The organism is Paractinoplanes bogorensis, assembly GCF_018829635.1.
Classification (GTDB): Bacteria; Actinomycetota; Actinomycetes; order Mycobacteriales; family Micromonosporaceae; genus Actinoplanes; species Actinoplanes bogorensis.
On the sequence record NZ_JAHKKG010000019.1, the window covers coordinates 98,078 to 113,777 of the forward strand.

Consider the following 15,700-nt stretch of genomic DNA (forward strand, 5'->3'; position numbering starts at 1 on the left):
CCGCAACTGGGCACAATCGGGGGCATGAAGGCGATCATCTACAGCGACAACGGCGGACCCGAGGTGCTGCGGCTCGTCGACCGGGAGGTGCCCGAGCCCGGCCCCGGCGAGGTCCGCGTACGGGTGGCCGTGTCGGGCGTCAACCCGACCGACTGGAAGACCCGGGCCGGCGCCACCAACCCGAAGCAGTTCCCCGAGGTCACCCCGCACCTCGACGGCGCCGGGACGATCGACGCGGTCGGCGCGGGTGTGGACGACAGCCGGGTCGGCCAGCGGGTCTGGGTGCTCATGGCCGCGGCCGGGCGGCCCACCGGCACCGCCGCCGAGTTCACCGTCGTCCCGGCCGGGCAGGCCGTGCCGCTGGGCGAGGCGAGCTTCGACGTCGGTGCCGCGCTCGGCGTGCCCGCCCTGACCGCGCACCGGGCGCTCACCGTGGCCGAGGACGGCCCGGGCCGGCTTCAGCCGGGCGCGCTCGACGGCAAGGTCGTGCTCGCCGCGGGCGGCGCGGGCGCGGTGGGTCACGCCGCGATCCAGCTCGCACGCTGGGCCGGCGCCACCGTGATCAGCACCGTCAGCGGTCCCGAAAAGGCCGCCCTCGCCACCGCGGCCGGCGCCCACCACGTCGTCAACTACCGCGCGGGCGACCCCGCAGCCGAGATCCGTGGCCTGGCCCCGGAGGGGGTCGACATCGTGGCCGAGGTCGCCCTGGGCGCCAACCTCGCCCTCGATCTGGCCGTGCTCAAGACCCGCGGCACGATCGCGACCTACGCCAACGACGGCGGCCAGCCGGTCGAGCTCGACGTCCGGCAGAACATGAACCTGAACAGCCGGTTCCAGTTCCTGGTGCTCTACACCGTCGGCGTGCAGGCGATCACGGCCGGCATCGAGGACGTCGCGGCCGCCGTCGCCGACGGCGCGCTGCCGGTGGGTGAGGAGCACGGCCTGCCGCTCGTCCGCTTCCCGCTCGACCGCACCGGCGAGGCGCACCAGGCGGTCGAGAACGGCACCGTCGGGAAAGTGCTGGTGGAGATCTAAAAAACAGCTCGGGTCATCGGCACCAAAGGGGTCGACGCCATCAGCCGCAGATCCTCGGCCATCGACGTCGTGCCGTCGAGGAAACGCAGCACCAGCGACGCCGGGTTCCGGTCGAAGAGCCGCTCGAAGAAGGCGACCCCGTCGACCAGCCCGCGGTCGAGCGCGCGCAACTGCACCGAGTCCATCCACAGGTGCCGGGCCGGATAGGGCGGGTCCGGCACCGGCGGCCTTCCGGCGGCGACCTCGCGCGCGATCTGGTCGGCCTGCCGGGCCATGGCCGAGAACGTGAAGCCGGTCGACGGCCGCGTCGCCCCACCGGCCGTGCCGAGCCGCACCACACGCGGCGACGGCCGGGACTCGAACGGGCCGTCGGTCATCGGGATCACGCCGTCCTCGACCTCGCGGACGCGGAAGTCGGCGAGATCCAACCCGAGCAGATCCAGGTAACCGTGCAGCGCCGCGTCGTACTCGGGGCCGCTCAGCCGGGCCGGCGAGAACTCGGTGTACTCGACCAGCGCGAACCGGTCGCTCACCGGCAGCACGTACCCGAACGACACGCCACGAGCCGGCTGCGGCGTCCGGAAGTCCATCAGCACGGCCCGATCCGGATCGAACCGCGGCCGGTCCGACTCGAGCCACCAGCCCCGGAAGTGCTGCAACCAGTTGGTCCGTCCGGGCCGCTCCGGCGGGCGGGGGCGAGAATCAAGAGCCCATTTCCCCCGTACGATCGGAGCCCCGCCCGGATCGGTCACGACCACCCGGTCACCGTCGTCGTCGACCCGGCCGGCCTCCGTCGTCACGCGTACCGCGTCGAGGGTCTTCTCCGCCTGCCCGGCCAGCTCGTAGAGGGGCGCCGAGCGCAGCATCGCGTACCGCATCGGGGCCAGCGACAGCACCCGCCGCCCGGCCGGGGTCACCACGTCGACGTCGTTCCAGCTCGCGCTGAGCAGCGGGTCGAGTTCCGTGCCGGGCGAGCCCCAGAACGCCCACGTCCGATCCTGGCCGCGCTTGTGCACGGGGTCGACGATCGCCACCCGTACGGGAGAAGGGTTGAGACGCCCCAGCGCCGCGAGCACGAGCGAGGCCGCACCGCCCCCACCGACCAGCACGAGATCGACATCGACGGGGGAGCTCACCGTTGCAGCCTACGCAGGCCGGGTCAGGACACGACGCGGTAGCCCAGGCCGGCCTCCTCGATGCGGGCCAGGTCGGCCTGGGTGATGCCGTGGCCGGTGAAGCGCTCGACGCCCACCAGTCCACGTTCGGCGAACTCGCCCATCCGCTCGAAGTCGAGACCGGCCAGGGCCGCGCTGACCTCGGGCGGGAGATCCTCCTCCTCGGGATGTTCGAAGGTGGCCAGCAGCCGGCCCCGCTCGGCGAACGAGTGCCGGGTGACGGCGTTGACGTTCCAGTACATGCTGGCCGCCCGGCCCCCGGACGACGCTGCTTCCAGCACGCGGGACTCGGCGCCCTCGTAGCCGTTGAACTCCACGACCAGCACCGCGCCGCCGGTCTCGAGCACGGTGACCCAGGGGCCGACGCCGTAGTCGAACTCCTCGTCCAGCTCGCGCTGGATGTCGCCGAACGGCTGGGGGCGGGCGGGGTCGGCGCCGAACGCCCGCAGCACCTGCTCCCGGGTCGACCCGGTGACGACCGTGACCGTCGCCGCCTCGACCAGCGAGCTGCGGCGGATCCACCGGTACGCCTGCTCGGGCCGGGGCACGCGCACCGGTTCCACCTCGCCGCGCAGCCGGTGGCCGAGCCGGTCGGTCCGCCGGTGCACGCGCTCCGGCTCGGCGGGCCCGCTCCACACACTGATCTTGTAGCTTTCGTCCGCGTCGTCGTCCCGGCCGCGAGCGTGCACGCGGACCCGATAGTCGCCGGGCCACGGCGGCGTGATGTGCCGTGGCCCGAGGTCGTCGTCATAGGGTCCGCTCACCGAGGCGCCGCCCTCGGTGGCGTGCCAGCTGACGTCGACGACTTCTTCCCAGCCGGCGTCGATCTCGTCCGGGGGCCCGTCGAGCATGTTCATTTCGATCTCGACCTGACCCTCGGCGACGCCGGTCCGGATCACGACGCCGCCGTCGGTCACTGCGGCCAGCCCGTTCGTGCGGAAGTCGACCGTTTCCGGCAGGCCGTGCTCGACCAGTCCGAAACGGTGGCCGGCCACCGCCGCATAGGCGGACGAGAAGACGAAGGGGACGTACTCGGCCCGGCGCTTGGCCAGGGCCGCCTCGGCGTACCGCGGTGGCATGGACGACTCGCCGAGCAGCACCGCGGCCACCCCGGCCGCCATGCCGACGGAGGCCGCCGCGGGATCGGCGAGCGCCGACAGGCCCGATCGGTACGCCACCGCGCCGGCGACGGCCACGCTCAGGCCCAGGAAGGCGGCGCCGTGCGCGGCGGCGATCGCGTCCTCGTCGACCACGTCGGCCGGCACGGCGAGCAGCGGAGTGATTCCGGGGTGAGCGGCCAGCTCGCGTACGAGATCGGCGGTGCGGTCGACCAGGCCCGGGCGGAGGCGGTCGAGCAGCGACGCGGCCGTCCACGCCTCGCTCTGTTCGTGGCCGCCGCTGACCGAGAAGTACCCGAACTCGTCGGGCGGTCCTGGGATGCCGTCGAGCAGGTCCGGCGCCTCGCCCCACGGATAGGCTCCGATCGCCAGCTCGAGGGCTCCGAGCAGGCGTTCCGACGTCAGCCGGCCCACCCTGTCCAGGGCGACCAGCGCGGCCGGGTCGTCCGGGGCGAAGCTCTCGAACGCGACGTACGGAAAGGCGTCTTCCGGGAAGGGGGCCGATTCGGGCCGCCCGGAAGCACCGAGGCGGCCGAGCACCCGCGCCGGCGCGGCGGGCACCCGCTCCACGAAGTGCGGCATCGCGGCCGCCACGAACGTTGCCAGCGCGTCCCCGGTCACCATGATCACCCTAGTCGCCGCGCCCCGGCCGCGCGCCGGAGACAGAAAGGCGCCGCCCGGACCGGGGTCCGGGCGGCGCCGTCGTCGAACTACGGGTCAGGCGAGACCGTTCTCGGTCAGCCAGCCCTTGGCCACGGCGGCCGTGTCCTGCTTGTCCACCTGGACCTTGGCCAGCGTGCTGGTCAGGTTTTCGGTGGTCAGCTTGGCCGAGACCGCGTTGAGCGCACCGGTGACGGTCGGGTTGTTGGCCGTCGTGCGGATCAGCGGAATGATGTTCTCGGCCAGGTAGAGGCTCTTGGTGTCCTCGAGCACGACGAACTTGTTGGTCACGATCGACGAGTCGGTCGAGAAGATGTTGCCGACCTGGATCTGGTTCTTGACCAGGGCGTTGACGGTCAGCGGGCCACCGGCGTCGAGCGGCTTGAACTCCTTGAACTCGATGCCGTAGACCTCCTTGAGGCCCTTGAGACCCTGGTACCGCTCCTGCCACTCGGGGCCGGCCCCGATGACCAGATCCTTGGCGACCGGCTTGAGATCGTCGATCGTCTTCAGGCTGTACTTGGAGGCGGTGTCGGCGGTGACGGTGAGCGTGTCCTTGTCCTCCGCGGGGGACTGCTCGAGCACCTCGGTGCCCGACGGCAGCACCTTCTTGAGCGCGCCCAGCACGTCTTCGGGCTTGCTCACGCCCTCGGGCGCGCCGCCCGACGACAGGGCCGACAGCAGGGCGCCGTTGTACTCGGGGAGCAGGTCGATCGAGCCGTCCTGCAGCGCCTTGAGGTAGAGCTCGCGGGCGCCGATGTTGAACTGGCGCTTCACGGTCACGCCCTTGGCCTCGAGGGCCTGCGAGTAGATCTCGGCGAGCAGCTCGCTCTCGGCGAAGTTGGCCGAGCCGACCGTGATGGTGCCGGGGGCGGCGCTGCTGCCGGTGTCGTCGTTGGACAGCGGGTCGCTGCCGCCGCCGCAGGCGGTGAGGCCGAGCGTGAGAGCTAAGCCGGCGATGGCCGCGCCGGCGGTACGCAAACGTGACATGGTTGGACCTTTCACTTGGAAGCCCGGACACCCGGGGAGACGATCCAGCGCTGTGCGAGCGCCAGGATCAGGTCGAGCAAGACCGCCAGCACCGCGACGACGATGGCGCCGGCCAGCACTCGGGAGTAGTCGTTGACGGCCAGGCCGTCGATCAGGAGCCGGCCGAGACCTCCGAGGCCGACCGAGGCGGCCACCGTCGCGGTGGCGACCACCTGCAGGGCGGCGCTGCGGAAGCCGCTCATCAGCACCGGCAACGCCATCGGCAGCTCCACCCGGAACAGCACCTGCATCGGCCGCATGCCGACACCCCGCGCGGCGTCCACCACCGAGTGGTCCAGAGTGCGCAGACCAGCGTACGCGGAAGTCAGGATCGGCGGGATCACCAGCACGGTGAGCGCGATCAGCACCGGGAGCAGCCCCAGGCCGAGCAGCGTCACCATCAGCATCAGCAGGCCCAGCGTGGGCAGCGACCGGCCGGCGTTGCCCGCGTTGATGGCGATGAACGAGCCCCGCCCGGTGTGCCCGATGAAGAGGCCGACCGGCAACGCGATGATCGTGCCGAGAACGAGCGCGAGCAGCACGTACCAGAGGTGGGACACGATCAGCTGCGGGATGCTGCCGGTCGAGAAGTCCCAGTGCGCCGGGTCGAACAGGTAGGTGAGGTTCACGCCCGGCCTCCCTGGAAGCGGGTCCACGGGGTGACCGCGCGCTGGATCAGCACGATGATCAGGTCGGCCACACCGGCCAGCAGCACCGACAGGATGATGCCGACCAGGATGGGCTGGATGTAGAACAGCTGGAAGCCGCGGGTGAACAGCTGGCCGAGGCCGCCGATGCCGATCAGCGCGCCGACGCTGACCAGGCTGATGTTGGAGACCGTGGCGACCCGCAGGCCGGCCAGGATCACCGGCAGCGCGACCGGCAGCTCCACATCGATCAGCCGGCGGAAGCGGCGGTAGCCCATCGCGGTGGCCGACTCGGTGACCAGGCGGTCGACCGAGCGAAGACCGTCCGCCACCGTACGGGCGAGCAGCGCCACGGTGTAGATGGTCAGCGCGACCACGATGTTCAGCGGCGACAGGATCTTCGTGCCCAGCACCACCGGCAGGAACACGAACAGCGCCAGCGACGGGATCGAGTAGAGCACCCCGGCCACGTTGACCAGCGGGTGGTAGAGCCACGGGAACCGCACCCCGAGGTAGCCGATCGGCAGCGCCAGCAGGAAGCCGAGCACCACCGGGATCAGCGCGAGCGCGATGTGCTGGCGCAGCGCGGCCCAGATGATCTCGGAGTTGTTCGAGAGGTAAGTGATCATGAGGCGCGCCGGGCCGCCAGGTAGTCGGCGAGGTCGTGGTGGCGCACCACGCCGTCGGCCTTGCCGTCCCCGTTGACCCGCACCGCGGTGCCGACCGGCGAGGTGATCGCCAGGTCGGTGACCAGCCGCAGGGAGTCGGACGAGGTGAACGTGCCACCGGTCGGCAGGACCTGCGACCCGGAGCGCCAGCCCGAGGGCCGACCGGCCTCGTCGAGCACGAGGTCGTCGGGGAGGGCGGCCACGGGCAGCTCGGCCGCGGTGTCGAAGGACAGGCTCCGGATGCCGCGGTCGCGCCCCACGAACTCGGCCACGAAGTCGTCGGCCGGGGCCACCAGCAGCTCCTGCGGGGTGGCGACCTGGGCCAGCACGCCGCCCTGGCGGAAGATCGCGACGACGTCGCCCAGCTTGATGGCCTCGTCGATGTCGTGCGTGACCATCGCGATGGTCTTGCCGAGATCCTGCTGCAGGCGCAGGAACTCGCGGTGCAGCTGCTCGCGCACGACCGGGTCGACCGCGCTGAACGGCTCGTCCATCAGCATGACGGGCGGGTCGGCGGCCAGGGCCCGGGCCACGCCGACGCGCTGCTGCTGACCGCCGGAGAGCTGGGCCGGGTAGCGCTTGGCGAACTCCTCGGACAGCCCCACGCGCTCGAGCAGGCCCAGGGCGGCGGTGCGGGCCTCGCGGCGGGTCTTGCCGAGCAGCACCGGCACGGTGGCGACGTTGTCGAGCACCGTACGGTGCGGGAACAGCCCGGCGTTCTGGATCACGTAGCCGATGCCGCGGCGCAGCAGGGCCTCGTCCTGACCCGCGATGTCCTTGCCGTCGATCAGGACGCGCCCCGAGGTCGGGCTGATCATGCGGTTGATCATGCGCAGTGAGGTGGTCTTGCCGCAGCCGGACGGCCCGACCAGCACCGTCAGCTTGCCCGTGGGGAGCTCGAGCGAGACGTGGTCGACCGCGGTGCCGCCGCCGGGATAGACCTTCACGACGTCATCGAATGTGATCATGGCACTCCCGCGGCAGATTTATGAATACAGCTATTCATAGTTCAGGTGTAGTGAATAGGATGTCAACGGCCAAGGAGCGGCCTTTACGCTCTGGTAACACGTGTGATGGTGGCGCTATGCAGGCAGAACGGCTCGATGGGGCAAGCTTGACGATCGGCGGCCTGGTGGCCATCTCCTCCGGTCGATGCGGGGTCGAGGTCGATCCGGGCGCGCTGCGACGGGTCGGAACCAGTAATGCGCTGCTGCAACACGCTCGGGCGCACGGCGCAGTCTACGGGGCCAACACCGGCGTGGGCGCCAACCGGCACGAGCGAGCCAGTGATGAGGAACGCGGTTTGAGACTGCTGCGGAGCCACTGCGCGGCGGTCGGACCCATCGAGGACGACATCACGGCGCGCGCGGCCATGACCGTACGGCTCAATCAGATCCTGGCCGGCGGCTCGGGCATCTCGCCCCGGGTCGCCGAGGCACTGGCCGAGGCGCTGCACGACGGCGCCGTCCCGACCATCCATTCATGGGGTGCGATCGGCACGGCCGACCTGGCCGCGCTGGCCGAGCTCGGCCTGACCCTGGCGGGCGAGCGTCCCTGGCAGAACGGTAAGGGCCCGGTCACCACGATCGACGCCACCGACGCGCTGCCGCTGATCAGTTCCAGCGCGCTGACCGTGGCGACGGCCGCCCTCGCCCTGCAGCGGGTGCAGAGCCAGTTGCGCGCGTCGGTCGTGGTGGCGGCGCTGAGCTTCCTGGCGCTGCGGGGCAACCCGGAGGCGTACGAGGTCAGCGTGCACCGCAACCGCGCCCACCCGGGCCAGGTCGAGGTGGCGCGGCTGATGAGCCGTCTCGTGGCCGGGTGCGCGGCGCCGGTGCGTATTCAGGACCCGTTCGGACTGCGGGTGCTGCCCCAGGTGACCGCCCCGGCCATCCACGCCGCCCGGACGCTGGACGACGTGCTCCGTGAGGAGATCAACGCGGCGGTCGAGAATCCCCTGGTCACCACCGAGGGCGTACGGCATCACGGGCAGTTCCACACGGCGACCCTGGCGTCGTCGCTGGACGCGGCGCGCGGGGCGTTCCTGCCGGTGCTGTCGCTCTCGACCGCGCGCCTCGGCCTGCTGATGCGTCCCGACCTGACCGGGTTGCGCGCGTTCCTGGCCTCCGGGCCGGCCGGCAGCTCCGGGCTGATGATCAGCGAGTACGTGGTGCAGGACCTGCTGACCGAGATCCGCGTCGGCATGACCCCGACCGCGGCCGGCACGCTGAGCATCTCGCTCGGGCTCGAGGAGCACGCCAGCTTCGCCACCCAGGGTGCGCGCTCGCTGCGGACGATGACCCAGCTCGCCCCCACGCTGCTGGCGGCCGAACTGGTGGCGGCCGTGCGGGCGCTGCGGATGGCGCCGGGCCGGCTCACCGTCGGGCCGCTGCGCGAGGCCTTCGAGATGGCCCACGAGCTGCTCGACCCGGCCGAGGAGGACCGGCCGCTCGGCCCCGATCTGGAGCGGGCGGCCGATCTGCTGCCTCAGCTGGGTGCGGTGCTCGACTACTCGTCGATGGGCCTGAGCTCGTCGGCGTAGCTCACCGCTTTGCGCCGCAGTACCCCGGCCGCGCTGATCGAGTACTGGCCCATCCGCCACAGCGGGGGCGAGTACGCGTGGATCGACACCGACCCGTCGACCGCCCCGCCCATCCGGTGGATGTGGTCGGGCGTGAACGCGAACGTCCGGCCCGCCTCGACGACCCGGGTCACCGGCTCGCCGCCCATCCGGGGCGTGGCCTCGGTGACCGCGCCGCGGGTGACCGCGACCGCACCGGACGACGTGTCGTGGTCGTGCCAGCCGGTGTCGTCGGCGACGTTCCAGCAGAGGATCCAGACGTCGATGTCGCTGTCGCGGTAGAAGGACGCGTAATGCCGGCTGCCGGTGTCGTGCTTGACATGCTGTTCCCACAGCTCCGGGCGGTCGGCGAGTTCGGTCACCCAGCGCTTGAGCTCGTGCGTGTCGAGCACCCGCCCGGGAAGGGCCGGCAGAACGGTCATCGCGGTTCTCCTGTCAGATAGTGGTGCGGGTTGGCGGTGAAGAGGGCGTGCGTGAAGGCGGCGCCCAGACCGGGATCAACGGCTTGCGCGTACGGGCGGTCCGAACCCGAGACGATCGGGTCCACACCGACGACGCGGATGAGTGCGTCGATCGCCCGGGTTCCGTAGGACGACGTCTCGTAGAAGACGTTCGCGTTGAGGGCACCGAGCGCGCCCCCACGGGCGGCGAGGCGTTCGTGGTGCAGCGGGGCCAGACCGGCCAGCGCGACGAAACCGATGCGCAGGTCCTTGCGGCCGGCGACGTGCCAGGCCAGCCACGCCTGGTGCATCTGCGACACGTACGGGACCAGGGCCGGCCACCACATCGGCAGGCCGGGATCGCAGGCGGGCGCGGGTCCGGGGTGGATCAGCACCGGCTTGCCCGCCCGCTGGGCCTCGTCGAGCAGCGGCCCGACGTGCGCGATGCCGGCCGGGTCGGCGACGGCGGTGGCGGGCAGCTGGAGGCCGGCGATCCGCTCGTCGCGCAGGGTCTTGGCCAGGCCGTCCGGGTCGAGCTCGCTGACACTCGCGGCGGCCCACACTTCGAAGGGGTCGCCCAGCTCGAGCGCGCTCTCGTGCCAGATGTCGATCAGCTCGGCGCCGTCGCAGGCGGGCAGGTGCTCGATGCCGAGCGGGCTGGACAGCGAGATCAGGACCCGGTCGGCGCGCTCGGTGCTCCGGCGCAGCTCGACGTCGTGCGCTTGCGGGTCCATCTCGTACGGGTCCTCGCCCGGGAGATACAGCGTCCAGTCCCGCATGTACGGGTACGTGTGCCGGCGGCGCAACGCGTCGACAAATCGGGCAGGCCACAGGTGCTGATGGCAGTCGATCAACATCGTGCCTCCTCGCGGGGTAGGGAAGCGCTTCACACGTGACGAAAGTGAAGCGCTTCACGCGACCCTCGCGCAATGTGTTCTCAAACACCGGAAAGTTGGGACTAGCGCCAACAGGTTTGTGATGGCAACCTATTGGCCATGACATCGAATTCGCTGCCCGCCGACGCCGATCCGCGGCAGCTTCTCGCCGACACACGCGGCCTCGCCCGGCAGGTCCGTCATGATCAGCGGCTCACGTGGGTCGCGTTGCTGGTGCTGGCCGGGCTGACGTTGGTGGCGATCCCGATCGACTGGTTCACCATGAAGGTCGACTGCCTGCCTCCGATCTCGCTACCCAAGGGGCAGATGATGGAGTGCACGTTCGACCGGCGGGCCTATCTCTGGTTCTGGCCACCGGCGCTGCTGCTGGCCTACGCGGCGATCGCCTACTTCTACTTGCGGGCGGCCCGCGCACGGGGCATCGGGGCCCGGGTCCGGCCCTACGTGGTCACCGGTGCCGTGCTGACCGGGCTGTTCCTGGCCGCGGGGATCGCGATCCGCGTCTACCTCGCGACCCACGACGCCCCGGAAGGTCCCCTGCCCGGCTGGTTCCTGCTGCTCGACCGGACCCTCGCGCCGTGGGGCATCATGGGCCTCGCGCTGCTGGTGCTGGCCCGGATCGAACGCAATGTGGCGTTGCTCGCGTTCACCGTCGGCTACCTCATCGTGGCGCTCGTACCCGTCAACTTCGGGTGGGCATATCATTCGCCCGACCCGCGACTGGAATTCCTGCCGCAACAGGTCATCAACGGCATCGTGCTCCTGCTCGGCAGCATCGGCTTCTTCCTCGCCGGCCGACGGCGGGCCGCGTCGGCTCCTCTCGACGAGCAGCCGGTCCGATGACCGACTCGGCTCATCCCGTCAACGGGCTCGACGACGTCGTCCATCAGCGGGTCCGGCTCGGGATCCTCACCATCGCGCACGAGGCGCGGAAGGTCGAGTTCGGCTATCTGCGCGACCACCTCGAACTGACCGCGGGCAACCTGTCCAAGCACGTCGACGTGCTCGAGACGGCCGGGCTGGTCGAGGTCGAGAAGGGCTACGAGGGCCGGCGCGGACGCACCTGGATCTCGCTCACCGACAGCGGCCGGGCCGCCCTGACCGCCGAGATCGGGCGGCTCAAACAACTCATCGCCCGCGTCGAGACGAACGGGGCCGGCGGGGGCTGACGTCCGGTGTTACATTCGGCCGATGTCACGGCAGCAGGGGCGGCGGACTCTGCAGGATCTGGCCTCCGCCGCGGGGCTCTCGCTCGCCGCCACCTCCTACGCGCTGCGCGGCATCCGTGGGTCACCGGCCACCATCCTGCGGGTCCGGCAGCTCGCCGACGAGATGGGCTACACGGTCGACCCGATCGCGCGGGCACTGGCTTCCGGGCGTACGGGATGGGTCGGGGTCTCCGGCTCTCTGCGTGACCTCTGGCAGCAGGACTTCTCGGTGCTGCTGACCCGTGCGCTGCGCCGCAAGGGGCGCTACGCGTCGATCGCCGACGCCGACGCCGACCCGGAGCTCGAACGCCGCATCGTCGAACAGTTCGCCGCCCAGCGGGTCGACGGGGCACTGGTCTCGCCGGTCGACCCGACGGCGGGCTACTGGCAGCTGCTCGGCCCCGACGTCACGGTGGTGTCGATCGGCGACGCGCTGACCGCCCGGCCCGGTTCGGGCAGTGTGCTGTTCGACAACGCGTACGGGGTCCGGACGGCCTTCGCCCATCTCGTCGAACTGGGACATCGCCGGATCGGGCTGCTCGCGCCGGCGCTGCCCTCCACACCCGGGCGGCCGGCCCAGCTGCTCGCCCCCGAGATCGCCGACGCGCTCGGCATCGACCTGGTCGCGATCACGGCACCCGCCGCCACGGTCGACGCGGTCGAGACGGTGACCGACCTGCTGGCCGGGTCGAACCGCCCGACCGGCGTGTTCTGCCTGAGCGACTCGCTGGCGTTCGCGGTCTATCGGGCCGCCCGCGACGAGGGCCTGCGCATCCCCGAAGACCTGTCGGTGATCGGCTACGACGACCACCAGCTGGCGGTGCTGGTCGAGCCCGGGCTGACGACCATGGCCTGGGACGAGGACGCGATCGTCGAGGCCGCCCTCCACCAGCTGGAGGAACCGGGCGGCGCGCCGCTGTTCCGCCCTGAACTGGTCGTGCGAGGGTCGACCGCAGCGGTCTGAGACAAACCGACGGAGGGTACGGAATGCCACTCACCACCAGCCACATGTCGATCTCGCTCGACGGCTTCGTCGCCGGGCCCGACCAGGCCCGCGACAATCCGCTCGGCACGCGCGGGCGGGAGCTGCACGGCTGGCACATCGGCGATCCGCGGGCCAACGAGGCCGACAAGATCGCCGCCGAGTGGCTCATGCGCCCGCGGGGGGCGTATGTGATGGGCCGCAACATGTTCGGGCCGATCCGCGGGGATTGGGACGAGGACTGGAAAGGGTGGTGGGGGGCCGAGCCGCCGTATCACGCGCCGGTGTTCGTGATGACCCACTACGAGCACGAGCCGATCCCGATGGAGGGTGGGACCACCTTCTACTTCGTCACCGGGGGCTTCGATGCTGCCTTTGCGGCGGCCCAGGAGGCCGCGGGGGACCAGGGTGTGGACATCGCGGGTGGGGCGTCGGCGGTGCGGCAGGCGCTGAACGCCGGGGTGATCGACGAGTTCACGCTGGACATCGCGCCGGTTCTGCTGCACTCGGGTGAGCGCATGTTCGACGGGGTCGAGTCGTTCGACTACGAGCCGGTCGAGGTGCTGCACTCACCGCTGTCGACGCACATCCGCTACCGCCGGGCGTGATCGCGAGTCGGTCTGCGGGTGCGGCTCGGGAATGCGTTATCGGCCCGCGTTGTCGAGAAGCAGGTGCTCGGTGATGCGGTCGAGGTCACGGCCCCAGGGGCGGTCGGCGGTTCCCGGGGGCAGCAGGGCGTCGATGTCGGGGAGCAGGGCCGTGGCGCCTAGGCGGCCGGCCTGGACGACGGCCAGCAACTCGCAGGCCAGCACCTCGCGCAGGCCGGTGATCGCCTCGTCCAGGCATTCGGCGGCCTCGAAGCCGAAGCTCTGCACGTCCTCCTGACCCAGCGACGTCTCCATCGCGCCGGACAACACCGGTGTGGCGAAGCGTCGCAGCCGGTGGGTGATGCCGACGGCTCGTTTGTGGACCGTGGCCATGCCCGCGTGCAGGCCGGGGGACTCCGAGAGCTGACGGTTGAGGCCGGTCAGGTTCGGGTCCAGCAGCCGGTGCAGGCGGGCCGTGCCCAACTCGGCCAGGTGGACCAGCGCGGTCGTCAGCGCACCCGCGGCGGCCACCAGATCCGTGCCGGCGAAGCCGAACGTGCCGACGAACTCGCCGTCCAGGTGGGCGGGGGAGTCGGTGACGGCGGTCAGGGCGCGTTCGGTGGCGGCGTCGAGCGCGTCGATGGCGCGCACGGCGACGGCCAGAGCGGGGGCGGTGACCCGGAACGAAACCGGCGCCTGCAACGCTCGGGCGGGGGCGTCGCCGCGGAGTTTGCGCAGGTCGTCAAGGATGTCGCGGAGTTCGGGGCTGTCGGCCAGGGCCGGGTGCAGCGGGTCGGGGCTGGCGCCGATGACCGTGTGCGAGGCCGCGGCGCCGACGACGATCTGACGGATCAGGGTGCGGGCGGCATCGCTCGCCACCACGGCGAGGCCGGTCAAGCCTGGGACGCCCTCCAAGAACGCGATGCCCTCCTTGGCCCCGAACGGACGCGGGGTCAGGCCCGCCGCCGAGAGCGCCTCGGCCGCATCCGTGGTGCCGGGAGAAGCGACCCCGGGAGGCGTGGCGTTGGGAGGTGTGGCGCCCGGCAAGGCCAGCACTTGGCCCGTGCCGTTGAGGACCGCGCCTACGTGGGCCAGGGGGATGATCTCGCCGGCGGCGCCGTTGCCTCGCGCGGGAATGGCAGGCGTGACGCCGGCGTCGAGCAGAGCGACCAGCGCCTGACAGAGCGCGGGGGACACGCCGGCCGCGGGATCCAGCAAGGTTCGCAGGCGGGCGGCCACTACCGCTCGGGCCTGGTCGACGCGCAGCCACGGAGCCGAGCCGACCGCGCGGCCCGTCATCAGGGTGTCCTGGTGGCGGGCCTGAGCCTCCGGATCGAGGCGCACGCCGGAGAGTGCGCCCATCCCGGTGTTGACCCCGTAGACGACCCGGCCCGCCAGGTCGCGCAGTGTGGCGCGGCGGCTCTCGTCGAGGGCGTCGAGCAGGGCGGGTGCCAGCGCGATCCGGCACGAGCCGCGCGCCACCTCGCCGATGACCGCGCGGGAGAGGTCGGCCGGGCGCTCGATGCTCAGCACAGGAGAACCGGGGCGCTCGTCACCGCGTACGGGAAAAGGCTCGTCGCTGTGCACGGAGAAGCGCTCGGGTGGATTCGGGCGCTTCTCACCGCGTACGGGAAAATTGTTGGTCATCGGTAGCGCAGCATCGTGCCGGTGTCGGTGGACTCGGCCCGGGTCAGGATGAGGTGGGCCAGCGCGACGTCGAGGATCGACAGGCCGCGGTGCCAGAACAGGATGCGCTCGTCCGGCGTCTCGCGGCCCGGCTTCCGGCCGCTGACGATCTCGCCGATCTGCGCGTAGAGCGACTCCTCGCTGAGCCGCCCGGAGTCGACGTGGGCGCGCAACGCTCCGAACCGCCCCGACCGCGACTCGCGCCAGTCGTCGACGACCACCTTGTCCATCACGTCGAGCAGGTCGAGTTCGACCGCGCTGACTGTGCCGTAGGGGACCACGAACGCGCCGGGGCGAACCGCCGCCGTACGCAGAAGCGGGGTTGGTTTCTCCAGCCGGGACGCCTCGACCAGGATGTCGGCGCCGTCGTAGGCCTCGTCCGCGGTAGCCACCGCGACCACCGGCGTGTCGGTCACCTTGCGCAGCTCATCGGCGAAGGCCTCGCGCGACTCCGGACGGCGGCTCGTGACCCGGATCTCTTCGAGTGGGAACAGGCTGTCGAGCATCGTCACGTTGGCGAAGGCGGTGCCGCGCGCGCCGACGTGGCCGAGGATCTTCGAGTCGGGCCGGGCCAGGTACTTCGCGCCGACCGCGGTCATCGCGCCGGTACGCACCTCGGTGATCCAGGTGGCATCCATGATGGCGAGGGGGACGCCGTTGGTCGGGTCGTACAGCGTCATGAGCGCGAGTTCGCTGGGCAGGCCCTGCTGGTAGTTCGGCACGAAGTCGCCGACCACCTTGACCCCGCTGAGCCCACGTTCGCCGAGCGTGTCGACGTGGCCGCGCAGCACGTTGAAGTGGCCGATCCCGCCGTTGTTGGGCATCAGGTGCATGCGTGGCTCGAACACCGTCTCGCCACGCCCGTGGGCCGCCACGACGTTCTCCACGGCCGCGATCACGTCGGCCGGGGTGATCGCCAGCGTCTCGATGTCGGCGCCGTTGAGGAAGCGGGTGTGAATCATGTAATGCACCATATAACCTTGGTGTTTCG

Annotated in this window: 16 protein-coding genes; 6 read left to right on the forward strand and 10 right to left on the reverse strand. The window is 71.3% G+C overall.

Going from position 1 to position 15,700, the window contains the following annotated elements; genetic code table 11:
* Positions 1–24: 24 nt before the first annotated feature.
* Entirely contained in the window at positions 25–1,035 is a 1,011-nt protein-coding gene (locus KOI35_RS43290; protein ID WP_215795573.1) for an NADPH:quinone reductase, read from the forward strand.
* On the opposite strand, the gene KOI35_RS43295 is transcribed toward KOI35_RS43290, so the two are convergent.
* The 6 genes from KOI35_RS43295 to KOI35_RS43320 all read right to left on the reverse strand — a co-directional run bounded on the left by KOI35_RS43295 (position 1,032) and on the right by KOI35_RS43320 (position 7,300).
* A complete protein-coding gene (locus tag KOI35_RS43295; protein ID WP_215795574.1) occupies positions 1,032–2,171 on the reverse strand; it encodes a lycopene cyclase family protein in 1,140 nt (379 codons plus the stop codon). The two genes, KOI35_RS43290 and KOI35_RS43295, sit on opposite strands and share 4 nt — an antisense overlap.
* Positions 2,172–2,194: 23 nt before the next feature.
* Positions 2,195–3,952: a DUF6461 domain-containing protein gene (locus KOI35_RS43300; protein WP_215795576.1), complete on the reverse strand. Its 1,758-nt coding sequence runs from the start codon at positions 3,950–3,952 to the stop codon at positions 2,195–2,197.
* Between the two features lie 93 nt (positions 3,953–4,045).
* Entirely contained in the window at positions 4,046–4,978 is a 933-nt protein-coding gene (locus tag KOI35_RS43305) for an ABC transporter substrate-binding protein (protein WP_215795578.1), read from the reverse strand.
* An 11-nt stretch (positions 4,979–4,989) separates the two neighbouring features.
* Complete coding sequence (locus KOI35_RS43310) at positions 4,990–5,646, reverse strand: ABC transporter permease (RefSeq protein ID WP_215795580.1); 657 nt, start codon at positions 5,644–5,646, stop codon at positions 4,990–4,992.
* Entirely contained in the window at positions 5,643–6,293 is a 651-nt protein-coding gene (locus tag KOI35_RS43315; RefSeq protein WP_215795581.1) for an ABC transporter permease, read from the reverse strand. The genes KOI35_RS43310 and KOI35_RS43315 overlap by 4 nt, the downstream gene beginning before the upstream one ends.
* Positions 6,290–7,300, reverse strand: a complete 1,011-nt coding sequence (locus KOI35_RS43320) for an ABC transporter ATP-binding protein (RefSeq protein ID WP_215795582.1) — start codon at positions 7,298–7,300, stop codon at positions 6,290–6,292. Before KOI35_RS43320 ends, KOI35_RS43315 begins: the two co-directional genes overlap by 4 nt.
* 116 nt (positions 7,301–7,416) lie before the next feature.
* Between KOI35_RS43320 and KOI35_RS43325 the strand changes: the two genes are divergently transcribed.
* On the forward strand, positions 7,417–8,871 hold the full coding sequence (locus tag KOI35_RS43325) for an aromatic amino acid lyase (RefSeq protein ID WP_215795584.1): 1,455 nt from the start codon (positions 7,417–7,419) through the stop codon (positions 8,869–8,871).
* Here KOI35_RS43325 and KOI35_RS43330 read toward each other — a convergent pair.
* Positions 8,838–9,332, reverse strand: coding sequence for a cysteine dioxygenase (locus KOI35_RS43330; protein WP_215795586.1), 495 nt, complete (start codon positions 9,330–9,332; stop codon positions 8,838–8,840). The two genes, KOI35_RS43325 and KOI35_RS43330, sit on opposite strands and share 34 nt — an antisense overlap.
* Positions 9,329–10,207, reverse strand: a complete 879-nt coding sequence (locus KOI35_RS43335; protein ID WP_215795587.1) for an amidohydrolase family protein — start codon at positions 10,205–10,207, stop codon at positions 9,329–9,331. Before KOI35_RS43335 ends, KOI35_RS43330 begins: the two co-directional genes overlap by 4 nt.
* A gap of 138 nt (positions 10,208–10,345) precedes the next feature.
* Between KOI35_RS43335 and KOI35_RS43340 the strand changes: the two genes are divergently transcribed.
* Genes KOI35_RS43340 through KOI35_RS43355 form a run of 4 tightly spaced genes read left to right on the forward strand, consistent with a single transcriptional unit; the run spans position 10,346 to position 13,044 of the window.
* Complete coding sequence (locus tag KOI35_RS43340) at positions 10,346–11,089, forward strand: hypothetical protein (protein ID WP_215795588.1); 744 nt, start codon at positions 10,346–10,348, stop codon at positions 11,087–11,089.
* Complete coding sequence (locus KOI35_RS43345) at positions 11,086–11,415, forward strand: transcriptional regulator (protein ID WP_215795589.1); 330 nt, start codon at positions 11,086–11,088, stop codon at positions 11,413–11,415. The genes KOI35_RS43340 and KOI35_RS43345 overlap by 4 nt, the downstream gene beginning before the upstream one ends.
* A 22-nt stretch (positions 11,416–11,437) precedes the next feature.
* Positions 11,438–12,418 carry a LacI family DNA-binding transcriptional regulator gene (locus KOI35_RS43350; RefSeq protein WP_215795590.1) on the forward strand — a complete coding sequence of 327 codons (981 nt, stop codon included), beginning with the start codon at positions 11,438–11,440 and terminating at the stop codon, positions 12,416–12,418.
* 23 nt (positions 12,419–12,441) lie between these two features.
* The gene (locus KOI35_RS43355) at positions 12,442–13,044 is read left to right on the forward strand and encodes a dihydrofolate reductase family protein (protein WP_215795591.1); all 603 of its coding nucleotides are present in this window, start codon (positions 12,442–12,444) and stop codon (positions 13,042–13,044) included.
* 36 nt (positions 13,045–13,080) lie between these two features.
* On the opposite strand, the gene KOI35_RS43360 is transcribed toward KOI35_RS43355, so the two are convergent.
* A complete protein-coding gene (locus KOI35_RS43360) occupies positions 13,081–14,670 on the reverse strand; it encodes an aromatic amino acid lyase (protein ID WP_215795592.1) in 1,590 nt (529 codons plus the stop codon).
* Positions 14,667–15,671 (reverse strand): ornithine cyclodeaminase family protein, encoded by a 1,005-nt coding sequence (locus KOI35_RS43365; protein ID WP_215795593.1) that lies wholly within the window; start codon positions 15,669–15,671, stop codon positions 14,667–14,669. The genes KOI35_RS43360 and KOI35_RS43365 overlap by 4 nt, the downstream gene beginning before the upstream one ends.
* Positions 15,672–15,700: the final 29 nt, after the last annotated feature.